This is a genomic window from Azorhizobium doebereinerae UFLA1-100 (assembly GCF_000473085.1).
Classification (GTDB): Bacteria; Pseudomonadota; Alphaproteobacteria; order Rhizobiales; family Xanthobacteraceae; genus Azorhizobium; species Azorhizobium doebereinerae.
The window spans coordinates 109,249-132,007 of sequence record NZ_AXBA01000014.1; the positions used below are offsets into that span (position 1 = coordinate 109,249).

A 22,759-nucleotide genomic window follows, 5' to 3' on the forward strand; every position below is an offset into this window, starting at 1 on the left:
TCCCATCCTTGGTGGCGTCGGGCGGCACGGCAACGTCCCGCCGTTTCCCATGGAGGCGTCATGCCCCTCGCTTTGAACTTCGACCGTGCGGATGCCGAATCGGCGCGCACGGAACCTCCCGAACGCAGCCCGGCCGGCGACCGGGAAGAACGGGTGGGCCCGCTGCTGGAGCGGGCCGCGCGCGCCCGCATCCAGGCGCAGGAGCATATCCTGGTGCTCGGCCGGGACAGCCTGTCCCTGGCTCTGGCCTTGTGGCGGGCGGGTTTCTGCAATGTGGGCTGCGCCCCGCGCAACCTGGATTGCGTCGCCCATGGCGTGGCCGATGTCCTCATCGCCGAGGATGCGCCGTGCGGGGTGGATCTGGAGCGGCTGGTGGCGCGGGCGCGCTTCATGCTGCGCGAGCGCGGCTGGCTGTTCCTGCACCATGCCGAGGCGGGGCAAAGCGGCATTCCCCGCCTGTCCGCCCAACTGGTGGCGGCAGGCTTCGTCGTCGGCGACGCGGGGCCCGACGGTCAGGGTGGCCGGTGGATGACGGCGCGCCGCCGGGCGGCGCTGCGCGTGGTGGGCGCGCGGCCGGGCGTGGGCGGCGCGATCCAGCGCCCCCGGCTTCAATCGCAGCCCTGAGGCGCGGCGCCGGAATGACAACGGCCCGCGCGGTCAACCGGGCGGGCCGTTCCTGTGTGGGCAGAACTGTTCCGCCGGCGCGCGGGCCCGGCGTGTGCTCTATCAAAGTGTTAGAGGGCGATTCACCGATCAGATTGATTCAATCTGATCGGATCGCGCTCTAGAAAAAGCGGCGCGAGGGGGCCTCGCGCTCTTCCTCGCCACCTTCCCGCGACAGGCGGGTGGCTTCCTCGCCCCGGCGCACGAATTCCTCAAACGGGTCGAGGTCCTCCTCGCGCGGACGGGCCGCGGGAGGAGCAGGCTCAAAAGGGGCGGTTGCGCGCTCCTCCAGGCGGGCGGCGGCGGGCACGGCCCGGCTGCTGTCGGTAAAGCGGGTGGCCTTGGCCTCCAGCCAGGGCAGCGGGTAGGGCGCGGCGGCGAAGGCGACGCCGTCGTCCTGCTCCCAGGCCACCATGTAGATCTGTTCCTCGGCCGGCAGGCCCGGCAAAGCGAACATCTGCGGCGCTTCGCGCACGTTCCCGGTCCAGCCGAGGGAATGGGCGAGCTGGAAGGCCTCGTCGAGGAAAACGGTCAAGGCGGCAATGCGATCGGCGCGGGGCGTGAGCCCCATGTCGATGTCCATCAGTTGCCGCAGGTAGGCCTCCACGCTGTCGCCCGGTGCCCATTGGGCCCCCGTGGCGAACTGGTAGAGGTGAACGCGGGCACTTTCCATGTAATGGCTCCGTCCGGTTCCGACCCTGTGACAGGCGGCGTGGCGGGGTAGGTTCAAATTATGGCGAGACCAAGTGTAGCGCTTGTCTCCAAACAAAGTGTATCCATCCGCCGGCCACGTGATGCTTGGGTTCCGGCCGCGCACGGGCGGGTTTCGGGCACGCTCTCTGCGGAAGCTCGCGGCGGAAATGCGCGGCGCGCGCTCAGGCCTTCAGCGAGGCCGCATAGGCGCAGAAGGCCTCAAGCGTCGGATGGTCTTCGGTCACGGACGGATAGAGCTCGACGCCGAGCCATTCCTCGATCTCGAGCACGAAATGCACCGCCATGGCCGAATCGAGCCCGAGGCTGGCGAAGCTGGTGCCGGGCGCGATGTCGGCCGGCGCGATGTCCAGCGTCGCGGCGAGCCGCTCGCGGCAATAGTCCTGAATTTCGACCAGGGAGGGCATGAACAATCCACGCAGTGCGGCCCGCTGGGCGCTGGTCAGACAGCCGGCAGGGCCGGCTCGGCGGAGCGGGAATCCCACACTTCGAGCGTGCCGTCCAGCCATTGCTGGCGGGTGCGGCCGCGCTGGATCTTGCCGCTGGTGGTCTTGGGGATGGTGCCGGGACGGATCAGCACGATCTTCGCCAGCGCCACCTCGTGATTGTTCACCACCGCCGCGCGGACGGCGGCGAACACTTCCGCTTCGACGAAGGCGTGGCGCTGGGTGCGCTCCACCTCCTGCACCAGCACCACCTGCTCGGTGCCGTCCTCGGCGATGACGGCGAACACCGCGCCATAGTCGCGGCGGAGCGCGGGATGGGCGTCGGCCACGGTGGCCTCGATGTCCTGCGGATAATGGTTCACGCCGCGGATGATGAGCACGTCCTTCACCCGGCCGGCGATGAACAGCTCGCCGTCCGGGTCGAGGTGGCCGAGGTCGCCGGTGCGCAGGAAGGCGCCGGCCCCCTCCTCGCCGGCGATGCGGGCGCGGAAGGTGGCCTCGCTCTCCTCCGGCCGGTGCCAATAGCCGCCGGCGACGCTGGCGCCCCCGACCCAGATCTCGCCGATGACGCCCGGCTGGGCCCGGCGCAGGGTCTGCGGGTCGACGATGGCGAGGGTGACGCCCGGCATGGCCGGGCCGCAGCCGACGATCGCCTGCCGGTCCCTGTCGTTCTCCGGCGGGGCGATGCGCCGGTCCTGCAACGCCTTGGCGCTCACCTCGCGCACGCTCACGCCGCTGCCGCGCGGCGCCGAGCTCACCACCAGGGTGGCTTCAGCGAGGCCGTAGGTGGGGTGCAGGGTGCGGGCATCGAAGCCGTAGGGCGCGAAGGTTTCCGCGAAGCGGGCCATGGTGGCGGCGCGCACCGGCTCGGCGCCGTTCACCGCCAGGGTCCAGCAGGAGAGGTCGATGCCCTCCATCTGGTCGGGCCGGAAGCGGTCGACGCACAGATGGTAGGCGAAGTTCGGCGCCGCCGCGACCTCGGCCCGGAAGCGGGCGATATTCCGCAGCCAGTTGAGCGGCCGGTGCATGAAGCCAGACGGCATCATGAGCACGCAGGTGGCGCCCACGTAGAGCGGCTGCAACAGGTTCAGGATGAGGCCGAGGTCGTGATAGAGCGGAATCCAGCTCACATGGGTGGAGCCGGCGTGGTTGCCGAACCGCTGGCGCATCATCTCCAGATTGGCGACGAGGTTGCCGTGGCTGACCATCACCCCCTTCGGCGTCGAGGTGGAGCCGGAGGTATATTGCAGGAAGGCGAGGTCATCCCCGGCCACCGCCCGGTCGGGGGCGTCATCCGCCGCATCCGGCGACAAAGCGACGGTGAGATGGCGGATGCCCGCGTCGGCGAGGCGCTGGCGCAGGGTGCCGCGCGGGTCCTCGCCCTCGCCGGCGGGGCTGAGCGCGATGCGCGGCGTGCAGTCGGCCATGATGGCGGCGCTGGCGTCCTGCGTCGCGTTGCGGCGCGGCGGCATCAGCGGCACGGCGATGACGCCGGCCATGAGGCAGGCGAAATAGGCGACGACGAACTCCAGCCCCGAGGGGAAGATCAGCAGCGCGCGGTCGCCGGGTCTCGTCTCGGCGGCGATCCGGCGCGCCAGCGTGGCCGCCTGGGCCTGGAGCCCGCCATAGGACAGCTCCGGCTCGACCTCGGGCTTGCCGGAGGAGAAAACGAGCGCCCGGGCATCGGGGCGGCTCTGGGCTTGGCGGCGGAGCATGTCCACCAGCGAGAGGGGAGGCGTCATGGTTCTCGTCCGCCGTCGTCCGCCGCGTCTGCGCGCGGGCACGGCCGTTCTCCGCAAATGGGGACATGGAGGCACCGCGAGGCACGATCGGGCGTGTGCTTGAAAAGCAGCCACCGTCCGGTACGATCCCGGCCGCGCGGAAAACCTGATTGCATTACAGCGTGTATCCCACCCGTTGCGCCGTATGTCTCCATTCTAGCCGATCGATCATGAACGTATCAAACATCCCCGGCGATGGGGCGGGACCGGCCTGATGGCGGTGGACGACGAGCCCCTCGCGACGCCGGACTTTTCCACGCCGCGCGACATCCTCTCCACCATGGAGGTGCGCCTGCCGGGCCGCCGCAGGCCGGACGGCGCGGTGGCGCAGGACCTGCTCGTGCCGGTGCGGCTGTTCCTGTACGGCCCGTTCCTGCGGCTGCCCGCCGGCCGCTACTGCCTGTCCTTCGACGGCGATTTCCCGCGCCCGCTGCAAGGCGGCCATCCCATGCTGGGCGTGGAGGTGATCGCGCAGAACCGCATGCTGCGGGCATGGCGGGATTTCACCCATGAGGAACTGCGCGCCGGCGATCGCACCCTGGTGTTCGAGGTGCCGCCCGCTTTGTCCATCGAGAGCGGGGCGGATGCGCCGTTCGAGTTCCGTTTCACCGGATTCGGCACCGCGCGCTTCACGCTCACCGGGCTGACGCTGCGCGCCGCGGCGGAGGGGGAGGCGGCTTCGCCCATGCGCTGGCGGATGCTCGGGCGGCTGCGCCTGCTGCCCGTCTCCGGCGCGGCGCGGCTCTCGCCGCTGTCGGTCAGCGGGCTGAAGTTCTGGCGCTCCTGGTCGCCGCTGTTCCTGCCGGCGGGCCTCCACCGGCTGGAGATCGGCTGCACGGCGGGCGCGGTGGCGCGGCCGGCGGACCCGGCGCTGGAGATTACCGTGCGCACCCGCGACGGCCATGTGCTGGGCACCGAGACCTTCAGCGGCGCCGATCTCTCCGGCGGGCGGGGCGGCTTCCTGTTCGAGGTGCCGCCCGACGCCAGCCTGGATTCCGGCCTGCCGCAGAAGATCGACATCGGCGTCCGGCACTTCCGCAACGCCCGGCTGACGCTGTCGGCGCTGGACATCGTGCACCTGCCCGCCGGCACCGGCCCGGCGCAGGGCGTGGTTCTGGCGCCCAGCCCGCGCGGCGCCTCCACGCGCAAGAAGATCCTCATCTTCGGCAATTGCCAGGGCAGCCTCGTGGCTCGCGCCTTCCGGGAAAATCCCGGCTTCTCCAAGCGCTTCTCGGTCAAGCACCACTTCATGGAGCTGCCCGCGAACCTGCACGAGCAGGGCCGCCGCGACATCGAGGAATGCGACCTCCTGCTGATCCAGGACATCAAGGAGTGGGAGCAGTATCCGCTGCGCGCGCATGTGCCGGACGACCTGCCGACGCTGCGCTATCCTTGCGTGCGCTTTGCCTCGCTCTGGCCGTTCGATGCTTTCAACGGGCCGGACGACAAGGTGGCGCGCAACAAGGATTTCCCGAACTTCGAATTCACCTATTTCGACGGGCTGCTGGCGCGGCTGCGCAAGGAGATCCCGGACCCGGAGGCGCGCTTTGCCGCCTATCGCGGCCTCGACGTGAAGGGGGTCATCGACCCGAAGCGCCTGCACGCCTTCGAGGAAAAGCGCCTCATCGCCATGGACGAGAAGTTCCCGGCCGGCATGGGCGCCTACATCCTGGAGAACTTCCGCAGGAAGCAGGTGTTCTATACCACCGCCCATCCCAACGGCGCCATCCTGGCGATGCTGATGAAGTCCATCGCCCGGGAACTGGGAGTGCGGCAGATGTTCTGGTTCCCCGGACCGCTGGATTCGCTGCGCAGCTTGCAGATCCCCGTCCATCCCAAGGTGGCGGACGCGCTCGGCGTGACCTGGGCGGGGACGGGGACCGGCTATCTGGTGCGCGGCGAGAAGGTGACCTGGGAAGACTATTTCCGCAAATACATCGCCTATTACGGCTGAGCGCCGGGCCTTTTCAGGCCCAGAACGCCCGGATCGCGGGGGCTTCCACCTTGGCCCGCGCGTAGCCGGCCTTGAGCGCGGGCTCGATCTGCTTTGGATCGAGCAGGTTTACGCCCGGCGGCGTGCCGGCGATGATCAGCAGGGCCTTCGTGCCGGTGGCCTCCAAAGCGGAGATTTCCTTATAGACGTCATGCGGGATGCCGCTCAGCAGGCTGCCCTCGTAGCCGTTGGTCAGGGTGACCACCAGGGCCCGCTTCGCGCCGGCGACCACATCCGTGTGGGCCCAGGTCCGGGCAATGCCGCCATCCATGCAGAAGCGCTGGCCGAGCAGGGTGGGGCCGATCTCGCCCGGCAGGGACGAACTGGCCGCCGCAGCGTGCGCCAGGGGAATGTCGTTCTTGCGCGCCGCCACCTGCCCGATGACCAGCCGTTCGCCGGTGTAGCAGTCATTGGCAGTGGTGAACATTTTCGCCACCGGCCAGTCGGTGCGGCTGTCGCCGGTCAGCAGCCAGGCGAGGCGGTCGACGCCGTTGCCGTTCAGCCGGTTGTCGGCGGCGAGCGCCGCATGCCCGATGGCCTTGATCGAGGCCGGGCTGCCGTCCTTGACGCGGAAATTGATTTCCCGCGCGCGGGTCTGGCTGGCGTTCGTGGTGGACACCGGCGCCAGCTTGGCGAACAGCCCGGGGACATAGCCGAAGATGTCGAATTCCGTCCGCAGCCGCTGGAAATGGCCCGAGGTCAGCGACGAGCCAATATAGGCGCCGGCCGAGGTCCCGACGACCATTTCGGCAAGGTTGGGATCGATGCCCAGCTCCAGCAGGCCGTGGAAGAAGCCGCAATACCAGGCGACGTAATATTCGCCGCCCCCGCCCAGCACCAAGGCGCGGTCGCGTCCGACGGCGAGGTTGGACACGGTGGGGGTGAGCGGCGCCGGCCGGGCCAGCCCGTCCCCGCCAAACAGGCTGTCCGAGATCGAAGTGGCCAGCGCCTCCTGCTCGGACGGGGTGGTGCAGGCGGCTTGCGCGTCGGCGGATGACGGCAGCAGGGAAGCGGCCGAAAGGCCGGCGCTCATGCCCAGGAAATGGCGTCGGCTAGGTATCATCGGCGGCAACCCCTGTCTCATTCCGGTGGACGTCAGCTTAGCCGGACCGGGCCCGGAGCGACAGGGATACCGCGCATCCACACCCCCGGTCGCAGCCCGGCGCGTCATGGCCCATGCCCTGACCCGGACGCCTTGACGCGGCGTGGCGGGGCATGGTCTGTCGCGGCAAAACACGAGGAGACGCCAAGCTCATGCTGCTCTATCTGTCCGCCCGCTCGCCCAATCCCCGCCGCGTGCAGTTCTTCCTGGCGGAGAAGGGCATCGAGGTTCCGACCCAGATGGTCGACATCGGCGCCAAGGCGCACTGGGAAGACGATTTCAAGGCCATCAGCCCGCGCCGCACCGTGCCGGCGCTGGTGCTGGACGACGGCACCGCGATCACCGAGAGCATCGCCATCTGCCGCTATTTCGAGGCGGTCCAGCCCGAGCCCAACCTGTTCGGCGCCGGCGCGCGGGAAATCGCGCTGGTGGAGATGTGGCAGCGCCGCGCCGAGATCGAACTGATGCAGGCGGTGCAGTTCGCCTTCCGCCATGTCCACCCGGCGATGGCCGAGCGCGAGGTGCCGCAGGTCAAGGACTGGGGCGAGGCCAACAAGGCCAAGGTGCTGGATTTCCTGGCCTTCCTCGATGGCGAACTGGCCGGGCGCGAATTCCTCGCCCTCGATCGCTTCACCGTGGCCGACATCACCGCCATCGTCGCCATCGATTTCATGCGCGCGGCGCGGATCACGGCGCCGGAGACGCTCACCCATTTGGCCCGCTGGCGGTCCGCGGTCTCCGCCCGGCCGGCGGCGGCCGCCGGCGCCTGAAGGGATGCGCCGCCGCGACGCGCTTCCTATATGGGGCGGGGCGGCGGGGCTGCCGGCATGACGAGGCGGTGAATGGCGGACGATCACAGCCGGGCGGCGGCTGTCCTGGACGAGGCGCTCTTTCCCGAGCGGGAGCCGGAGCCGGGGGCGACCCCGCTCGGCCGGCTCCTCGCCGACATCCGCGCCTGCCGGATCTGCCAGGACGCGCCGCGCGGCGCGCCGCTGCCGCATGCGCCGCGCCCGGTGCTGCGCGCCGCTTCCACCGCGCGCATCCTGGTGGCGAGCCAGGCGCCCGGCACCAGGGTCCACCTGACCGGCCTCACCTTCAATGATGCCTCCGGCGACCGCCTGCGCCAATGGATGGGGGTGACGCGGGAGGTGTTCTATGACACCGCGCGCATCGCCATCGTGCCCATGGGCTTCTGCTTTCCGGGCCAGGACGCGGCGGGCGGCGACCTGCCGCCGCGCCGGGAATGCGCGCCGGCCTGGCATGACCGGCTGTTCGCCGCGCTGCCGGCGTTCGACCTGATCCTGGCCATCGGCCGGCCGGCGCAGCTCTACCACCTGCGGCGTCTGGGGCGGGCGGCGCAGATCGGCGCCAGCCTGACCGAGACGGTGGCCAACTGGCGGCAGGTGCGGGGCGCGGCGTCCACGCCGAAGGTCTACGCGCTGCCGCATCCCTCCTGGCGCAACACCGGCTGGCTGAAGCGCAATCCCTGGTTCGAGAACGACCTGCTTCCGGAACTGCGCGCGGATATCGCACGCGCCATTGGAGCCTGAGCCATGGGGTGGGGTTTCTTCCGCGTCCGCGCGTGGCATAGAGAGATTCAAAGATGGCGCCGTGCGCCGAAGGTTCTGGGAGAAGGTGCGATGGCCGAGGTTACCGAAGACATGGTGCGCGCGGCGCTCGCCTCCGTGCGCACGCCGGAGGGCGTGGCCCTTTCGGTCTCGCCGGCGCTGTCGGGCATCGTGGTCACCAGCGGCAAGGTCTATCTGGCGGTGACCGTGGACGCGGCGCAGGCGCGGGCCTGGGAAAGCGTGCGGGCCGAGGCGGAGAATGCGGTGCGTGCCATGCCCGGCGTCGCCTCGGCGCTGGTGGCGCTTACCGCCGAGCGCAAGGCCGGCGCCCGGCCGGCCCCGCCGCCGGCCGCGGCTCCCGCCCACGGCCACGGCCATAGCCACGGCGCCGCCAAGAGTGGCGGCATCGAGGTGCCCGGCGTCGCCGCCATCATCGCGGTGGCCTCCGGCAAGGGCGGGGTGGGCAAGTCCACCGTCTCCATCAACCTGGCGCTGGCGCTGCGCGACCTCGGCCTCAAGGTCGGGCTGCTGGACGCGGACATCTACGGCCCGTCCGTGCCGCGCATCGCCGGCGTGCACGGCAAGCCGGAGGTGATCGACGGCCGCACCATGCTGCCGCTGGAGAATTTCGGCCTCCAGCTCATGTCCATCGGCTTCATGGTGGAGGAAGACACCCCCATGATCTGGCGCGGGCCGATGGTCATGTCCGCGCTCACGCAGATGCTGCGGGAGGTGAAATGGGGGCCGCTCGACGTGCTGGTGGTGGACATGCCCCCCGGCACCGGCGACGCCCAGCTGACCATGGCCCAGCAGGTCAATCTCGCTGGCGCGGTGATCGTCTCGACGCCGCAGGACCTGGCGCTGATCGATGCCCGGCGCGGCATCGCCATGTTCAAGCGGGTGAACGTGCCCATCCTCGGCATCGTCGAGAACATGGCCACCTTCATCTGCCCGCATTGCGGCGGCCGGTCCGACATCTTCGGCCATGGCGGGGCGCGGGCCGAGGCGGAGAAGGAGGGCGTGCCCTTCCTGGGCGAGATCCCGCTGCACATGCGCATCCGCGAGATGTCGGACGCCGGCATCCCGATCCTGGTGTCGGACCCCGACAGCCCGCAGGCGGCGGACTACCGGGCGGTGGCCGAGAAGGTGAAGGCCGCGCTCAGCCATGGCGGGACGGCGGCGCGCCCGGCGCCGCGCATCGTCATCGAGTGAGCATCGTTATCGCATGAGCCTGGAGCGCCGCGCGCGCAAGGCCTGCGCGGCGCTCCAGGCGCCGTGCAGGGCCAGCACGGCGGCCGCGGCGCACAGGAAATTGGCCGGGGCGATATAGGCTTCGTTCACCGGCAGCCCGGCGGCGTCGCCGATGACGAAGATCGCCACCCGCGCCGCCACCGAGGCGCCGAGCGCGAGCGCGACCAGCAGCGTCGGCGGCAACTGCCGGGCCATTGCCGCCATCGCCAGCCCGGCAAGGCCGGCGACGAGGCCCGCTACCGCCAGCGGCGGGAGGATGTAGGGAACCGCCGCCACCAGCATGCTGCGGACCAGATGCGAGGCGCGCAGGCGCACGTCGCCGATCAGGTTCACGCCGTCGGCGATCAGCTTGGTGATGCGGAACGTGCCCATATGCGTGGGGAACCGCGCCCCGATGGTGACGAGATCCCAGAGCCGGACGCGGGCCAGCGTCGCCCCGTCCTGCGTCACCTCCAGCTCGCAGGCCGGCAAGGCGCAGGCGGTGGTCACCCGGATCAACTGCTCTCCGGGCGGCGGCGGCGTCGGGCGGCCCTCGGGCGGCGGCAGCCGCTCCACCTGCGTGGGCAGCGCCGCGCCCGCGTCCCCAAGCATCCGCACCTCGATCGGGGCGGTGCCCGCTCCCGTGAACTGGGCCTCGACCACCACCGCCTGCGGCCGCTCGGCGCTCGGCACATGCGGCGGGGCGTTGAGGAAGATCAGGGCTTCGGCGATCTCCGGCGCGGTGCCCGTGCTGGGCGCGGCGAACACGCTGCCGGCCTGCGCCAGCGTCACCCGGCCCAGCATGGCGAGGATGCGGGCGGGCAGAGTCTCGACCAGGTCCGGCGCGAGGCGCGGGATGGCGTTGTGGAGCGTGCGGCGGCAGGTGAGGCGCCCGTCCGCGCAGGCCGCCTCCACCTCGTCCGCCACACGGGCGTAATAGGCCTTGGCTTCTTCCAGCGTGCCATGGCTGCCGAGGCCGCGCACCGCGAACAGGAAGGTCACGTGGAACCAGCCGCCGGCGATGTCATTGCAGCCGGTGGCGTAGAACGGACAGCCATTGGTCCAGATCGGCGGCCCCGGCGGGTCGATGAACGGCTTCAGGGCTGCGAACGCCGGGCTGACGGCATAGATGCGCTGGCGGGTCGCCCGCGAGACCGGCACATAGGGCACCGTCTCGCCGTCCTCCACCGAGTAGAGCGCGCCGAGGGCGCGCTCGAAGGAGGCTTCCTTGATCGCCACCGTGGTCCAGGTGCCGTAGGCAAGGCGGTTGGCGGCGCGATAGGCGACGTCCACCAGCGCGAAACCCACGGCCAGCCACAGGGTCGCGAGCAGGACGCCCTTCACCCGTGCGCGCCAGGGCGCGCCGTCGGCGGGGCGCGGCAGCGGATAGCCCAGCACCAGGAGGAAGATGGCGGGCAGGATCCAGACACCTTCCTCCCGCGTCAGCCACATCCAGGCGAGCAGGATGCCAGCCAGCAGCCCACGGCCCGGCGTGCCCGCCTCGCGGCTGCGATGCAGCAGCCAGAGGACGGCGGAAAGGACGAGCAGCGTCTGGCCGGAATAGATCGCGTCCCGCAGCACCCGCAGCGCCGCCGTGGTGCCGAGCACGGGGACCATGGCGAGGGCGAGCAGAACCGCCACGGCGAGGCGCCAGGAGCCGCCGATGCGCCCGACGACGGCGGCGAAGGTGGTGCAGGCGGCTGCCTGGAACAGGCCGTGGGCGAGCGTGACCGGCAGGCCGAGCCAGGAGGCGAGGGCGAGGAAGACCGAGTAGCCGTTGCCCTTGTGCAGGGTCAGGTGGGAATAGGTGCCGAACCAGTTGCCATAGGCGAAGCGCCGGCCCAGCGTGATGAACAGGCCGTCGTCAAAGGCGCCGTTGGGCTGGATGCTGATCGGTGCGAAGGCCGTGGTGATGACGATGCACAGCGCCACCAGGGCAAAAATGATCGTGACCCCCCGAGGCCCGCGCGCGGGCCCGGCTGCTGCGCCGTCCATTGATCTGACCTTCAAGGATCTGCACAGCACCCCACCGTGCGAGAGTTGGGACGTGCTCTAGCGGCGGGGCGATCGGGCGCGCAAGGGAATTCCCGGTCGCGGCGGGGCGCGCGAACGCCGGAGGCCACGAGATTTTCGCTCGGCCGCAATTCCATCCGCCGCGAAAAGGCCCTAGAAGAAAGTCGATGATGACCCGGCGTCAAAGACCGGATAGGCGTCTTGGCGCACAAGAATATTTCGTAGGGAGCCCGATCCATGAAACGCCGTGAGTTTCTTGCCTCCGCCGGTGCTGGTGTCGCCGCGTCCACCGCCGTCGCCATGCCGGCGATCGCGCAGTCCGCGCCCGAGGTGAAGTGGCGGTGCACCTCCTCCTTCCCGAAGTCGCTCGACACCATCTACGGCGCCGCCGAACTGATGGCCAAGACGGTGTCCGACGCCACGGACGGCAAGTTCCAGATCCAGGTGTTCGCCGCCGGCGAGATCGTTCCCGGCCTCCAGGCCCTCGACGCGACCCAGAACAAGACCGTCGAGATGTGCCATACGGCGTCTTATTACTATGTCGGCAAGGACCCGACCTTCGCCTTCGGCTCGGCCTTCCCGTTCGGCCTCAATGCGCGCCAGATCAACGCCTGGTTCTACCATGGCGGCGGTCTCGATCTGCTGAATGACTTCTACAAGAAGTACGGCGTCTACATGCTGCCGGGCGGCAATACCGGCGGCCAGATGGGCGGCTGGTTCCGCAAGGAAATCAAGACCGTGCAGGATCTTCAGGGCCTGAAGATGCGCATCGCCGGCATCGCCGGGCAGATCCTCGCCAAGCTCGGCGTGGTGCCGCAGCAGCTCGCCGGCGGCGACATCTATCCGGCGCTGGAGAAGGGCACCATCGACGCCGCCGAATGGGTCGGCCCCTATGACGACGAGAAGCTCGGCCTGCAGAAGGTGGCGCAGTACTATTATTATCCCGGCTGGTGGGAGGGCTGCGCCTCGCTGACCTTCTTCTACAACCAGGAAAAGTGGAACGAGCTGCCGAAGTCCTATCAGTCGGTGCTGCGCGCGGCGGCGGCCCAGGCCAATGGCGACATGCTGGCCAATTACGACGCCAAGAACCCGGCGGCGGTGCAGCGGCTGGTGAAGGCGGGCGCCCAGCTCCGCCGCTTCCCGAACGAGATGATGGACGCCAGCTACAAGGCGGCCCAGGAGCTCTATGAGGAAATCGGCGCCAAGAACCCCGATTTCAAGAAGGTGCACGACAACGCCAAGGCGTTCCGCAACGAAGAATATCTGTGGTGGCAGATCGTCGAATATACTTACGACGACTATATGGTGCGCGCCCGCACCCGCGGCTGATCTAAGGCCCTGCCAAGCAGTATCCAGTTGACGAACCGGCCGGCGCGGATGGCTTCATCCCCGCCGGCCTTTTCGTGTCCGGCACCGGCGCAAAGGGCGCGGCCGCGCCCTCGGCTCTAGCGATTCTCCAGGCCCTTGGCCTCGCGCTCGGCGCGGATGGCGGCGGCCTCGATGCGAACCTTGTCGCGCAGCTCGATCAGGCCGGCGCGGGCACTCTGCCGCGCGGCCGGCGGCAGGCCGGGCTCGGGATTGGCCTCGTCCCAGGTCAGCACCTTGTCGATGGTGCGGATCAGCGCCGAGATGTCGCCGAAGGCATATGCGTTGATCGGCTGCCCCAGGCTTTCCATCAGCGAGGCGAACAGCGCCGGGGCGCCCGAGGGGTCGAGGTCGGGATGGGCGGCGAGAAAGGCGCGGAACCGCAATTGCCCCGCATAGAACCAGAAGACGGCATCCTCCTTCTTGCCGTTCGCCCACTGCCGGCCGGCGCGGCGCAGCAGCGCGGTCGCCTCCTGGGCGTTCACCGCATCCGCGCTCGCGGCGGGCGCGCCGGCCGCCTGGGGCCAGGCGGGGGTGGTTCCGGTGGGGAGCAGGAGCAGGCAGGCGGCGATCGGGAGAAGCGTGCGAAATGGTGCGGCGGCGTGGGTTCCGCGGCGCGTGGCGAACGGCACGTTGCACTCCTTGAGGGGCGCCGGGGGCGGCGGCGCAAAGGGACGGGCGGCGCGGGGACTTGGGGCAGGCGAGGCTTGGAGGCGGGAGGGCGCCTTGCGGGCATCCGGCGGGCGTGATCCCGGTGTCGATCAGGCGGGGGCGCGGCGGGGGCGACCAGCGGGCCGAGGCAAAAGGATCCGTAAATAACAATATGACGCTGTATCATGGCTCGTAGCCTTATTGGTTGCCGCACGTTACCAAGTTTCGGCGGCATAAGGCAATATTGCCCCCAAGTCATGACAATTGAATGCGGTACCAAAATACGTCATGACGGGGCGGCAGGCCGGCTCTATTCTGCCCGGCGCGATCTTATAGCTTGATATGTTTTGCCGCGGGCGGCGCCTGCCGCGCGCGGCAAGAAAAACCCCGGAGCGCAGGGCGCTCCGGGGTTCTTGGCGATGCGGCCGGGGATGGGCCGTGGCCGGGTCCGCTCGGGGGGAGCGGCCTGCCCTCAGCGGGTGGCGCCCGGCGTCGCCTGGGTCCGGCCGCCCTCCTGGGCGGGGCCCTGGTTGGCGTCCTGCGAAGAGAGGCCGCTGCGCGGGGTGATGCTGCCGGTGGTGTCCATGGTGCTGCCGCCGCTGGAGCTGGCGCCCGGCGTCGCCTGGGTGCGGCCGCCTTCCTGGGCGGCGCCCTTGTGGGTGTCCTGGCTGCTGATGCCGCTGCGCGCGGTGGGCGTGGAGGCGCCGTCGCGCGGGGTCACGCCGGTGGTGGAACTGGCGCCCGGCGTCGCCTGGGTGCGGCCGCCCTCCTCGGCCGGGCCCTGGTGCGGGTCCTGGGTGGAGAGGCCGCTCTGGGCGGAGGCGCCGATGGTGGAAACGGCCAGCAGGGCGGCGGTGGCGAGCGTGAGTTTGCGCATGTGGAAGCTCCTTCTGATGTCCCTCCTGAGCCACAACTGTCCTTGCGGGAGTTGGTTCATTCACACAAATGGGAAGCGAAAACAGGCACTTTGCGGGAACCGGACGGGCCCGGCCCCGAGCCTGCTTGAATTGCGTCCGGGCGCCCTCTAGTGTCCGACCGCGCTCCCGCGAGGGGCGCATCCCGTCCCGCATGGCGGCGTCGGCAGGGGCGGATCGGCCACGCCTGCGGCGGCGCCGCTGACCTGAAGCGCTCATGATCGATCCCGCCCTTCCGCCCCATATGCGGCCCGACCGCTCGTTCCAGGGCCTGCTGCTGACCCTCCAGGCCTTCTGGGCCGGCCAGGGCTGCGTGGTTCTCCAGCCCTATGACATGGAAGTGGGGGCGGGCACCTTTCATCCGGCGACCACGCTGCGGGCGCTGGGGCCGAGGCACTGGAAGGCGGCCTATGTGCAGCCCTCCCGCCGGCCCAAGGACGGGCGCTATGGCGAGAACCCCAACCGGCTCCAGCATTATTACCAGTTCCAGGTGATCCTGAAGCCGTCCCCGGCCAACCTCCAGGAGCTCTATCTCCAGTCGCTGGATGCCATCGGCATCGATACCCGGCTGCATGACGTGCGCTTCGTCGAGGACGACTGGGAGAGCCCGACCCTGGGCGCCTGGGGGCTCGGCTGGGAGTGCTGGTGCGACGGCATGGAGGTCTCGCAGTTCACTTACTTCCAGCAGGTGGCGGGCTTTGAATGTTCCCCGGTCTCGGGAGAACTGACCTATGGCCTGGAGCGTCTTGCCATGTATGTGCAGGGCGTGGAGAACGTCTACGACCTGAATTTCAATGGTCGAGATGGCGCCGAGAAGGTCACCTATGGCGATGTCTTCCTGCAGGCCGAGAAGGAATACTCGCGCCACAACTTCGAGCATGCCGACACCGACATGCTGCTGGAGCAGTTCCGCATGGCGGAGTCTGCCTGCGCCAAGTATCTCGCCGCTGGTGATGCCGGCGAGCGGCACCTGATGGCGCAGCCGGCCTATGACCAGTGCATCAAGGCCTCCCACGTCTTCAATTTGCTGGATGCCCGCGGGGTGATCTCGGTCACCGAGCGGCAGAGCTATATCCTCAGGGTCCGCGAGCTGGCCAAGGCCTGCGGCGCGGCCTGGCTGAAGACCGAGGCGGGCGGCGCGACCGCCTGAGCGCATCGCCGCGCATTTCCCCATTTGCGACACCGTGTCTTGCGACGCGGCGGGGGCGGGACGGCGAGGGGCGCGGAGGGCGCGCCACGCTGCCCATCGACGCGCAATTCCCCACTTGCGACACCCTGTCTTGCGACAGCGGTCTTGCGCTACGGTGTCCTGCGACTGCCCGTGATGCAACATCCTGTCCCATGACCGGAGCCGGCAGGCGGGCGCCGGGGACGGCCGGGCGAAGCGGGGGCACATCATGGCGACGAGGCGGGCAAAGCGGGTGAGGGGCCGGCGGGTGACCGGCCGGCGGCTGACGGGCCCACGGGCGACCGCCCTGCGGGCGATGGACCCGCGCCCCGGGAGCCCGCGCCCATGACCGGGGCGCTCACGGTGGACGCCGCCCCCGGGCGCGGCGGGGCGGATGCCCCCGGCGGCGCGGATACCCCGGGCGGAGCCGCGCGGCCCGCCCTTCCGCCCCGCGTGATCCTGGCCGGCGCCCTCGGCAACATGCTGGAGTGGTATGATTTTGCGGCCTGCGGCTATCTGGCCGCGGTGTTCGCCAAGAATTTCTTCCCCGCCGGCGACAGCTTCGTCGGCCTGATCTCGGCCTTCGGCATCTTCGCCGCCTCCTTCCTCATGCGCCCGCTGGGCGGCATCGTCTTCGGCCATGTGGGCGACCGCTACGGCCGGCGGGCGGCGCTGCTGCTCTCGGTTGCGCTGATGTGCGTCTCCACCGTCGCCATCGGCCTGCTGCCCACCTATGCCGCCATCGGCATCCTGGCGCCCGCCCTGCTGCTGGTGCTGCGGCTGCTCCAGGGCCTGTCCATCGGCGGCGAATACACCACCTCGGCCATCTTCCTGGCCGAGCAGAGCCCGCCGCGCTGGCGCGGCTTCATCACCGGCTTCTCCAGCATGGGGGCGACCGCGGGCATCCTGCTCGGCTCCGCCGTGGCGGCGCTGGTCGCCAGCCTGATGCCCGAGGCGGACATGGTGGCCTGGGGCTGGCGCGTGCCCTTCCTGCTCGGCATCGTGCTCGGGCTCGCCACCCTGCTGCTGCGCCGCACCGCCGCCTTCGACGCGGCGCCCGCCGCGCCCCTGGCCGAGGCGCCGCTGGTGGTGGCCTTCGCCACCGACGGGCGCAACATCCTGCGCGCGGCGGTGCTCAACGCCATGCTGGGCGCGGGCTTCTACATGCTGTTCGTCTATCTCGCCACCTACATGCAGCAGGTGGACCGGCTGCCCGAGCGCATGGCATTGCAGATCAACACCGCCAGCATGGTGCTGCTGCTGGTGCTGAGCCCGCTGTGCGCGGCCCTGTCCGACATGCTCGGGCGCAAGGTGCTGCTGGTGGGCTCGCTGGCCGGCTTCGCGCTGTTCTCCTGGCCGCTGTTCGCCATGCTCAGCAGCGGGCAGGCGGGGCAGGTGATGCTGGCCCAGGCCGGCTTCGCCGTGCTCACCGCCGCCTATTGCGCGCCCATGCCTGCGATCCTGGTGGAGATGTTCCGGCGCGCCACCCGCTGCTCGGCCATGTCGGTGGGCTACAACATCGCCCTGGGGCTGATCGGCGGCACCGCGCCCATGGTGGCGGTCTATCTGGTGAACCGGCTCGACGACGATATGGGCCCGGCGATCTATCTCATCGTGGTGGCGCTGATCTCGCTGGCCGCCGCCCTCACCGTCACCGACAAGGCCCGGCAGGTGCTGGATTGACGGCGGCCGCGGCGACGGCGCGGGGGCAAGATCGCCGCCCATGTCTCGACGCGGCGGCCGAAAAGCTCTAGCACGGGCCGGACACGATCCTCTCGAACCGGGGCCCAGCGCCGCGCGATCCCATGCCCGATCTGCTCCTTGAACTGTTCTCCGAAGAAATCCCCGCCCGGATGCAGGCGCAGGCGGCCGACACGCTGCGCAAGCTCGTCACCGACGCGCTGGTGGAGCGCGGCCTGCTCTATGAGGGCGCCAAGGCCTTCGTGACGCCGCGCCGCCTCGCGCTCGCCGTGCACGGCCTGCCCGGCCGGCAGGCGGACAGCCGCGAGGAGCGCAAGGGCCCGCGCGTGGGCGCCCCCGACGGCGCCATCCAGGGCTTCCTGAAAGCCTCGGGCCTTGCCTCCATCGATCAGGCGAAGATCGAGAGCGACCCCAAGAAGGGCGAGTTCTACGTCGCCGTCATCGAGCGGCCCGGCAAGGCGACCACGCAGGTCATCGCCGACATCGTGCCGGAGATCATCCGCGCCTTCCCCTGGCCGAAGTCCATGCGCTGGGGCACCGGCACGCTGCGCTGGGTGCGCCCGCTGCATGCCATCGTCTGCACCTTCGGCACCGATGTGGAAGACCCCGAGGTGGTGCGCTTCGAGGTGGAGGGCATCGTCTCCGGCGACGTGACGCGCGGCCACCGCTTCCTCGCGCCCGAGCCGATCCGGGTGCGCCGCCTGGAGGACTGGATGGCCAAGCTGGAGGCGGCCAAGGTGGTCGCCGACCGCGACCGCCGCAAGGCCATCATCCTCAACGACGCCAAGGACCTCGCCTTGGTGCACGGGCTGGAGCTGGTGGAGGACGAGGCGCTGCTGGACGAGGTGGCGGGCCTGGTGGAATGGCCGGTCACGCTCATGGGCACGTTCGAGGAGCGCTTCCTCGACATTCCGGACGAGGTGATCCGCGCCACCATCCGCGCCAACCAGAAGTGCTTCGTGCTGCGCGACCCGCGCACCGGGCGCCTCGCCAACCGCTTCGTGCTCATCTCCAACATCGCCGCCACCGATGGCGGCGCGGCCATCGTGGCCGGCAACGAGCGCGTCATCCGCGCCCGCCTGTCCGACGCCAAGTTCTTCTGGGACACCGACCGCCGCACCCCCATGGCGGACCGGCTCGGCAAGTTCGACCAGATCACCTTCCATGAGAAGCTGGGCTCGCAGGGCGCGCGCATCAACCGCATCGTCGCGCTGGCCCGCGAGATCGCCCCGCTGGTGGGCGCCGATCCGGAACTGGCCGGGCAGGCGGCGCGGCTCGCCAAGGCCGACCTGCTGACCGAGGTGGTGGGCGAATTCCCCGAGCTTCAGGGCCTGATGGGCCGCTATTACGCCCGGCACGAGAACCTGCCGGCCGAGGTCGCCGCCGCCAGCGAGGAGCACTACAAGCCGCAGGGCCCCTCCGACCGCGTGCCGACCGCGCCGGTCTCCATCGCCGTGGCGCTGGCCGACAAGCTCGACACCCTGGTCGGCTTCTGGGCCATCGACGAGAAGCCCACCGGCTCCAAGGACCCCTATGCGCTGCGCCGCGCGGCGCTGGGCGTCATCCGCATCATCCTCGACAACAATCTGCGCCTGCCGCTGCGCCCGCTGCTGGTGAGCGCCACCCGGCCGATCCTGGGCGAGGAGCATTACGAGACCCATCCGCAGGACGTCTCGCGCCTGGAGAGCCTTGCCGACAAGGTGGTGAGCGACATCCTCCAGGGCCTCGCCAAGCGCCTCGCCAATTTGCCGGCGGACGCCGACGTGGAAAGCCCCGAGCGCATCGAGGGGCTGACCATCTCCGGGGATCTGGCCGCCGACCTCATGTCCTTCTTCGCCGACCGGCTGAAGGTGCATCTGCGCGACCGCGGCGCCCGCCACGACCTGGTGGACGCGGTGTTCGCGCTGCCGGGCCAGGACGACCTGCTGCTGGTGGTGCGCCGGGTGGAGGCGCTGGCCGCCTTCCTCGACAGCGAGGACGGCCGCATCCTTCTGGCCGGCTATCGCCGCGCGGTGAACATCCTGCGCATCGAGGAGAAGAAGGACGGCCTCATCTTCGCCGGCCCGGCCGAAGCCAAGCTGCTGAAGGAGCCGGCCGAGGAGCATCTGGCCGCCGCCATCGAGACGGTGAAGCGGCAGGTGGCGGACGCGGTGGGCCGCGAGGACTATGCGGCGGCCATGGGCTCGCTGTCGCACCTGCGCGGGCCGGTGGACGCCTTCTTCGACGCGGTGACGGTGAACGCGCCGGAGCCGGCGCTGCGCGTCAACCGCCTGAAGCTGCTGGACGAGATCCGCTCCGCCACGCGCGGCATCGCCGACTTCGACCGCATCGAGGGGTAGGGGCGGGGGCTGCGCCGGGTTCCCTGGGGGCGTGCTCTTGGGGAGCGCTCTTGGGGGCTGGGTTTCTGGGGCCGCATTCTTGGGGCCGATCATGATGTGACGCCGCCTGGACGATGGTCCGGGCGGTTTTTTGTTGTCGCACGCCTGCCGTCTCGCGCGACCGCGCAGAACCCGCGCAGGCACCTCCCCCCTTGCGGGGGAGGGCAGGGAGGGGGGTGACGCGCGCGCCGACCGCGCCCGCTTGGGCCTGTGCGCGGCGGCGGCACCGGGCCTGTGCGCCCATCCGATCGCGCTCCCGTCCCCGGCCGTTTCACCCCCCTCCCCAACCCTCCCCCGCAAGGGGGGAGGGGGTCTGGCGCGCCCGTTCAGTCGCGCGTGCGCCGCCGCCGGCCGGGCCTGTGCGGCGCGCCGATGGTGCGGCGATTTCGCCAGCGTCGAGGTTTCTTCTGCGCGGGCGCGTGGGCCGGCCGATTCTCCGGCGATGCTGCGCAAGTGTTTCTTAACACAGGTGAAGAACAGATGCGGGCCCACAACCGGGCGGCCTGTGCCCATCGAGGGCGAAAACCAAGCGATACGAACAGCTTGCGTCGTTGCGCGCGGCCCCTGCCGGTTGCAGAAGATGTTGATCAAGAACGGAAGATTTGCGTGGTTATTTCAGCTTCCGTTAAGAGAAGTAAATAACATATTCCAATTGTCCTTTAGGGAAATCTTCATCGCCACCTGTCACGGTTACGCCAACAGTGGGGCAGTAACGGGTGAGCGTAACGATGACCGATGCCTATCGGCCCAGAGTCAAATACGTTATCGGGCCGGACGGAAGTCCGTTGACGATTGCGGACCTGCCGCCGCCGGATACGCGCCGCTGGGTCATCCGCCGCAAGGCGGAGGTGGTCGCCGCCGTGCGCGGCGGCCTGATCAGCCTGGAAGAGGCCTGCAAGCGCTACACGCTGACGGTGGACGAGTTCCTGTCCTGGCAGGCCTCCATCGACCGCCACGGCCTGCCCGGCCTGCGCACCACGCGCATCCAGCACTATCGCCAGTGATCCCGGCCTGACGCCCCGCGAGCCCCGCTCGCGGAGCCTTGCCTTGACGCCGGGTCGAAGCGGCGCGGGACCGCGCCTGATACGCAATTGCTCATTAATACCGCTCGCTTCGCGACGCGCGCGAAAAGCCCTCTCCCGCGTGCGGGGGAGGGTTGGGTGGGGGCGCCGGCCGCAGGCCGGCGGTACATGGGTTGCGATGCGCGACGCGGCGCTGGCCGCCTATTCAAGCACAATCTGATCCCGGCCGTTCCGCGCTGGCGCGCGGCCCCCACCCCGGCCCTCCCCCGCAAGCGGGAGAGGGAGTGGCGGTACATCGGCGGCGCACGGGCGCGCCGGCCGGCCGCTCAGGCCACGGACGGCGCGGCGGCCCCCACATGCCGCACGAAATCCGCGAGGCGGGCGGCGCCTTCGGCCACGGGGCCCACGTTCATGATTTCCAGATCCGCGTCGAGCGCCGCGTCGGGCGCGCGGGCGAGCCGCGCGCGCACCTCCGCCGCGCTCTCGCGGCCGCGCGCGGCGAGGCGCTCCGCCAGCACCTCCGGCGGCGCGGTGACATGCACCACGAACAGCCGGGCGAACCTCTGCCGCGCCTCCGGCAGGGTGGCGCGCGAGCCGTTGGCCAGCACCACCTGCCCGGCCGCGAGCGCCGCCGCCACCTCCGGCCCGAGCGCATAGCCCAGCCCATGGGCGCGCCACGCCAGCGGGTAGAGGCCGGCGGCCAGCGCCGCGCCATAGGCCGCCTCGCTCACCGGCACATGGTCCTCGCCGGTGGTGTCGGTGCGGGTGACGAGGCGGCGCGCCACGTGCACGCCGCCATTGAGCAGATGCGCAGCGGCGGCCATCAGCGTGTCCTTGCCGGCGCCGGACGGCCCCACCACCAGGACCAAAGCGCCGGGGCCGTAGGGCGGCGGCACGGTCATGCCACGCGCGCGCCTTCGCGCCACACCGCGCGGGCCACCGGCACCTCGCCGGCGAGGCGCACCCGCACCAGGTCCGCTCGCTTGCCGGGGGCGATCTCGCCGCGATCGGTGAGCTTGGCCGCGTCCGCCGGATTCTTGGTGACGAGGCGCAAGGCGGCGGCAAGCGGGATGGCGGGCACGCGGCGCACGAGGTCGAACGGCGCCCACAGCAGGCTCGCGGGCACATAGTCCGAGGACAATATGTCCAGCAGGCCGCGCCGGGCCAGATCCTCGGCCGAGGCGTTGCCGGTGTGCGAGCCGCCGCGCACCAAGTTCGGCGCGCCCATCAGCACGCGGATGCCGGCCTCGTGGGAGAGCCGGGCGGCCTCCAAAGTGGTGGGGAATTCGGCGATGGCGAGGCCGTCGCCGATGGCCTCCGCCACGTGCTCGGGGGTGGCGTCGTCATGGCTCGCCAGCACGATGCCGCGCGGATGGGCCAGCGCCACCAGCCCCTGCCGGTTCGGCCGGGAGAGGCGGGTGTGATAGTCCAGCCGGGTGGCGACGATGACGTCCAGCTCGTCGTCGGAAATCCCGCTCTTCTTCTTGTAATAGGAGCGGAAATGCTCGGTGCTGGCGAACTGCCGCTGGCCCGGCGTGTGGTCCATCAGCGAGATCAGATGCACCTCGTGGGCGGCGAGGATGGCGGCGGTGTCCTCCACCACCGTGTCGGTGGCCACCTCGCAGCGCAGGTGCACGCGATGGTCGGCGCGCAGCGCGCCCGCCGCGCGGGCGGCGGCGAACGCCTCCAGCAGCACCGGGGCGTCGCCGTCCATGCCCACGGCGCGCTTGTCGGGCCACACCCGCAGCGAATCGAACACCGTGGTGATGCCCGAGGTGGCGATCTGCGCGTCATAGGCCAGCACGGCCGAGAGCGGGTTCCAGCGCACCTTGGGCCGGGGGGCGAGATGGCCCTCCACATGGTCGGTGTGCAGCTCGACGAGGCCGGGGATGAGGTAGTCGCCCTCCAGGTCCTGCGCGCCCGCCGGCACGGCGCCGGTGTCCACGGCGCGGATCACGCCGCCGGAGACATGGACGTGGCCGGTCATCTCGCCGTCGGCGAGGACGATGCGGGCATTGGCGAAGACCTGTTCGGCGGGGGCACTCTCGGGCAT

Annotated in this window: 19 protein-coding genes; 10 read left to right on the plus strand and 9 right to left on the minus strand. The window is 70.4% G+C overall.

The features are described 5' to 3' along the window. Positions 1-60: 60 nt before the first annotated feature. Positions 61-624: a hypothetical protein gene (locus tag YU1_RS0112215; RefSeq protein WP_029004318.1), complete on the plus strand. Its 564-nt coding sequence runs from the start codon at positions 61-63 to the stop codon at positions 622-624. A 160-nt stretch (positions 625-784) separates the two neighbouring features. On the opposite strand, the gene YU1_RS0112220 is transcribed toward YU1_RS0112215, so the two are convergent. From YU1_RS0112220 to YU1_RS29185, 3 genes are all read right to left on the minus strand, one after another. Further along, positions 785-1,336: a hypothetical protein gene (locus tag YU1_RS0112220; protein ID WP_029004319.1), complete on the minus strand. Its 552-nt coding sequence runs from the start codon at positions 1,334-1,336 to the stop codon at positions 785-787. Positions 1,337-1,538: 202 nt separating this feature from the next. Next, a complete protein-coding gene (locus YU1_RS0112225) occupies positions 1,539-1,781 on the minus strand; it encodes an acyl carrier protein (protein ID WP_035715130.1) in 243 nt (80 codons plus the stop codon). A 35-nt stretch (positions 1,782-1,816) separates the two neighbouring features. Then, the gene (locus YU1_RS29185; protein WP_051356791.1) at positions 1,817-3,562 is read right to left on the minus strand and encodes a fatty acyl-AMP ligase; all 1,746 of its coding nucleotides are present in this window, start codon (positions 3,560-3,562) and stop codon (positions 1,817-1,819) included. A 253-nt stretch (positions 3,563-3,815) separates the two neighbouring features. Here YU1_RS29185 and YU1_RS0112235 point away from each other — a divergent pair, with 253 nt between their 5' ends. Further along, complete coding sequence (locus YU1_RS0112235) at positions 3,816-5,555, plus strand: WcbI family polysaccharide biosynthesis putative acetyltransferase (protein WP_029004321.1); 1,740 nt, start codon at positions 3,816-3,818, stop codon at positions 5,553-5,555. A gap of 13 nt (positions 5,556-5,568) precedes the next feature. On the opposite strand, the gene YU1_RS0112240 is transcribed toward YU1_RS0112235, so the two are convergent. Next, a complete protein-coding gene (locus YU1_RS0112240) occupies positions 5,569-6,627 on the minus strand; it encodes a patatin-like phospholipase family protein (RefSeq protein WP_029004322.1) in 1,059 nt (352 codons plus the stop codon). Between the two features lie 221 nt (positions 6,628-6,848). Between YU1_RS0112240 and YU1_RS0112245 the strand changes: the two genes are divergently transcribed. The 3 genes from YU1_RS0112245 to YU1_RS0112255 all read left to right on the plus strand — a co-directional run bounded on the left by YU1_RS0112245 (position 6,849) and on the right by YU1_RS0112255 (position 9,476). After that, entirely contained in the window at positions 6,849-7,466 is a 618-nt protein-coding gene (locus tag YU1_RS0112245) for a glutathione S-transferase family protein (protein WP_029004323.1), read from the plus strand. A 72-nt stretch (positions 7,467-7,538) separates the two neighbouring features. Then, entirely contained in the window at positions 7,539-8,246 is a 708-nt protein-coding gene (locus YU1_RS0112250; protein WP_084539830.1) for a uracil-DNA glycosylase family protein, read from the plus strand. 90 nt (positions 8,247-8,336) lie between these two features. Next, positions 8,337-9,476, plus strand: coding sequence for an Mrp/NBP35 family ATP-binding protein (locus YU1_RS0112255; RefSeq protein WP_035715133.1), 1,140 nt, complete (start codon positions 8,337-8,339; stop codon positions 9,474-9,476). 6 nt (positions 9,477-9,482) lie between these two features. Here the strand turns inward: YU1_RS0112255 and YU1_RS0112260 are convergent, their stop codons facing one another. After that, complete coding sequence (locus YU1_RS0112260) at positions 9,483-11,489, minus strand: hypothetical protein (protein WP_029004326.1); 2,007 nt, start codon at positions 11,487-11,489, stop codon at positions 9,483-9,485. A 255-nt stretch (positions 11,490-11,744) separates the two neighbouring features. Between YU1_RS0112260 and YU1_RS0112265 the strand changes: the two genes are divergently transcribed. Then, complete coding sequence (locus YU1_RS0112265) at positions 11,745-12,836, plus strand: TRAP transporter substrate-binding protein (RefSeq protein WP_029004327.1); 1,092 nt, start codon at positions 11,745-11,747, stop codon at positions 12,834-12,836. 116 nt (positions 12,837-12,952) lie between these two features. On the opposite strand, the gene YU1_RS29190 is transcribed toward YU1_RS0112265, so the two are convergent. Beyond that, entirely contained in the window at positions 12,953-13,504 is a 552-nt protein-coding gene (locus YU1_RS29190) for a hypothetical protein (RefSeq protein WP_051356792.1), read from the minus strand. Positions 13,505-13,995: 491 nt separating this feature from the next. Next, a complete protein-coding gene (locus YU1_RS0112275; protein WP_029004328.1) occupies positions 13,996-14,400 on the minus strand; it encodes a hypothetical protein in 405 nt (134 codons plus the stop codon). A 254-nt stretch (positions 14,401-14,654) separates the two neighbouring features. Here YU1_RS0112275 and YU1_RS0112280 point away from each other — a divergent pair, with 254 nt between their 5' ends. From YU1_RS0112280 to sciP, 4 genes are all read left to right on the plus strand, one after another. Beyond that, on the plus strand, positions 14,655-15,587 hold the full coding sequence (locus YU1_RS0112280; protein WP_029004329.1) for a glycine--tRNA ligase subunit alpha: 933 nt from the start codon (positions 14,655-14,657) through the stop codon (positions 15,585-15,587). A 363-nt stretch (positions 15,588-15,950) separates the two neighbouring features. Next, a complete protein-coding gene (locus YU1_RS29195; protein WP_051356793.1) occupies positions 15,951-17,288 on the plus strand; it encodes an MFS transporter in 1,338 nt (445 codons plus the stop codon). A gap of 122 nt (positions 17,289-17,410) precedes the next feature. Continuing rightward, positions 17,411-19,645: a glycine--tRNA ligase subunit beta gene (gene glyS, locus YU1_RS0112290; RefSeq protein ID WP_029004330.1), complete on the plus strand. Its 2,235-nt coding sequence runs from the start codon at positions 17,411-17,413 to the stop codon at positions 19,643-19,645. 767 nt (positions 19,646-20,412) lie between these two features. Further along, on the plus strand, positions 20,413-20,688 hold the full coding sequence (gene sciP, locus YU1_RS0112295; protein WP_012169564.1) for a CtrA inhibitor SciP: 276 nt from the start codon (positions 20,413-20,415) through the stop codon (positions 20,686-20,688). 344 nt (positions 20,689-21,032) lie between these two features. On the opposite strand, the gene phnN is transcribed toward sciP, so the two are convergent. Both phnN and YU1_RS0112305 read right to left on the minus strand, forming a co-directional pair. Beyond that, positions 21,033-21,608, minus strand: coding sequence for a phosphonate metabolism protein/1,5-bisphosphokinase (PRPP-forming) PhnN (gene phnN, locus YU1_RS0112300; protein ID WP_029004331.1), 576 nt, complete (start codon positions 21,606-21,608; stop codon positions 21,033-21,035). Further along, positions 21,605-22,759 (minus strand): alpha-D-ribose 1-methylphosphonate 5-triphosphate diphosphatase, encoded by a 1,155-nt coding sequence (locus tag YU1_RS0112305; RefSeq protein ID WP_029004332.1) that lies wholly within the window; start codon positions 22,757-22,759, stop codon positions 21,605-21,607. The genes phnN and YU1_RS0112305 overlap by 4 nt, the downstream gene beginning before the upstream one ends.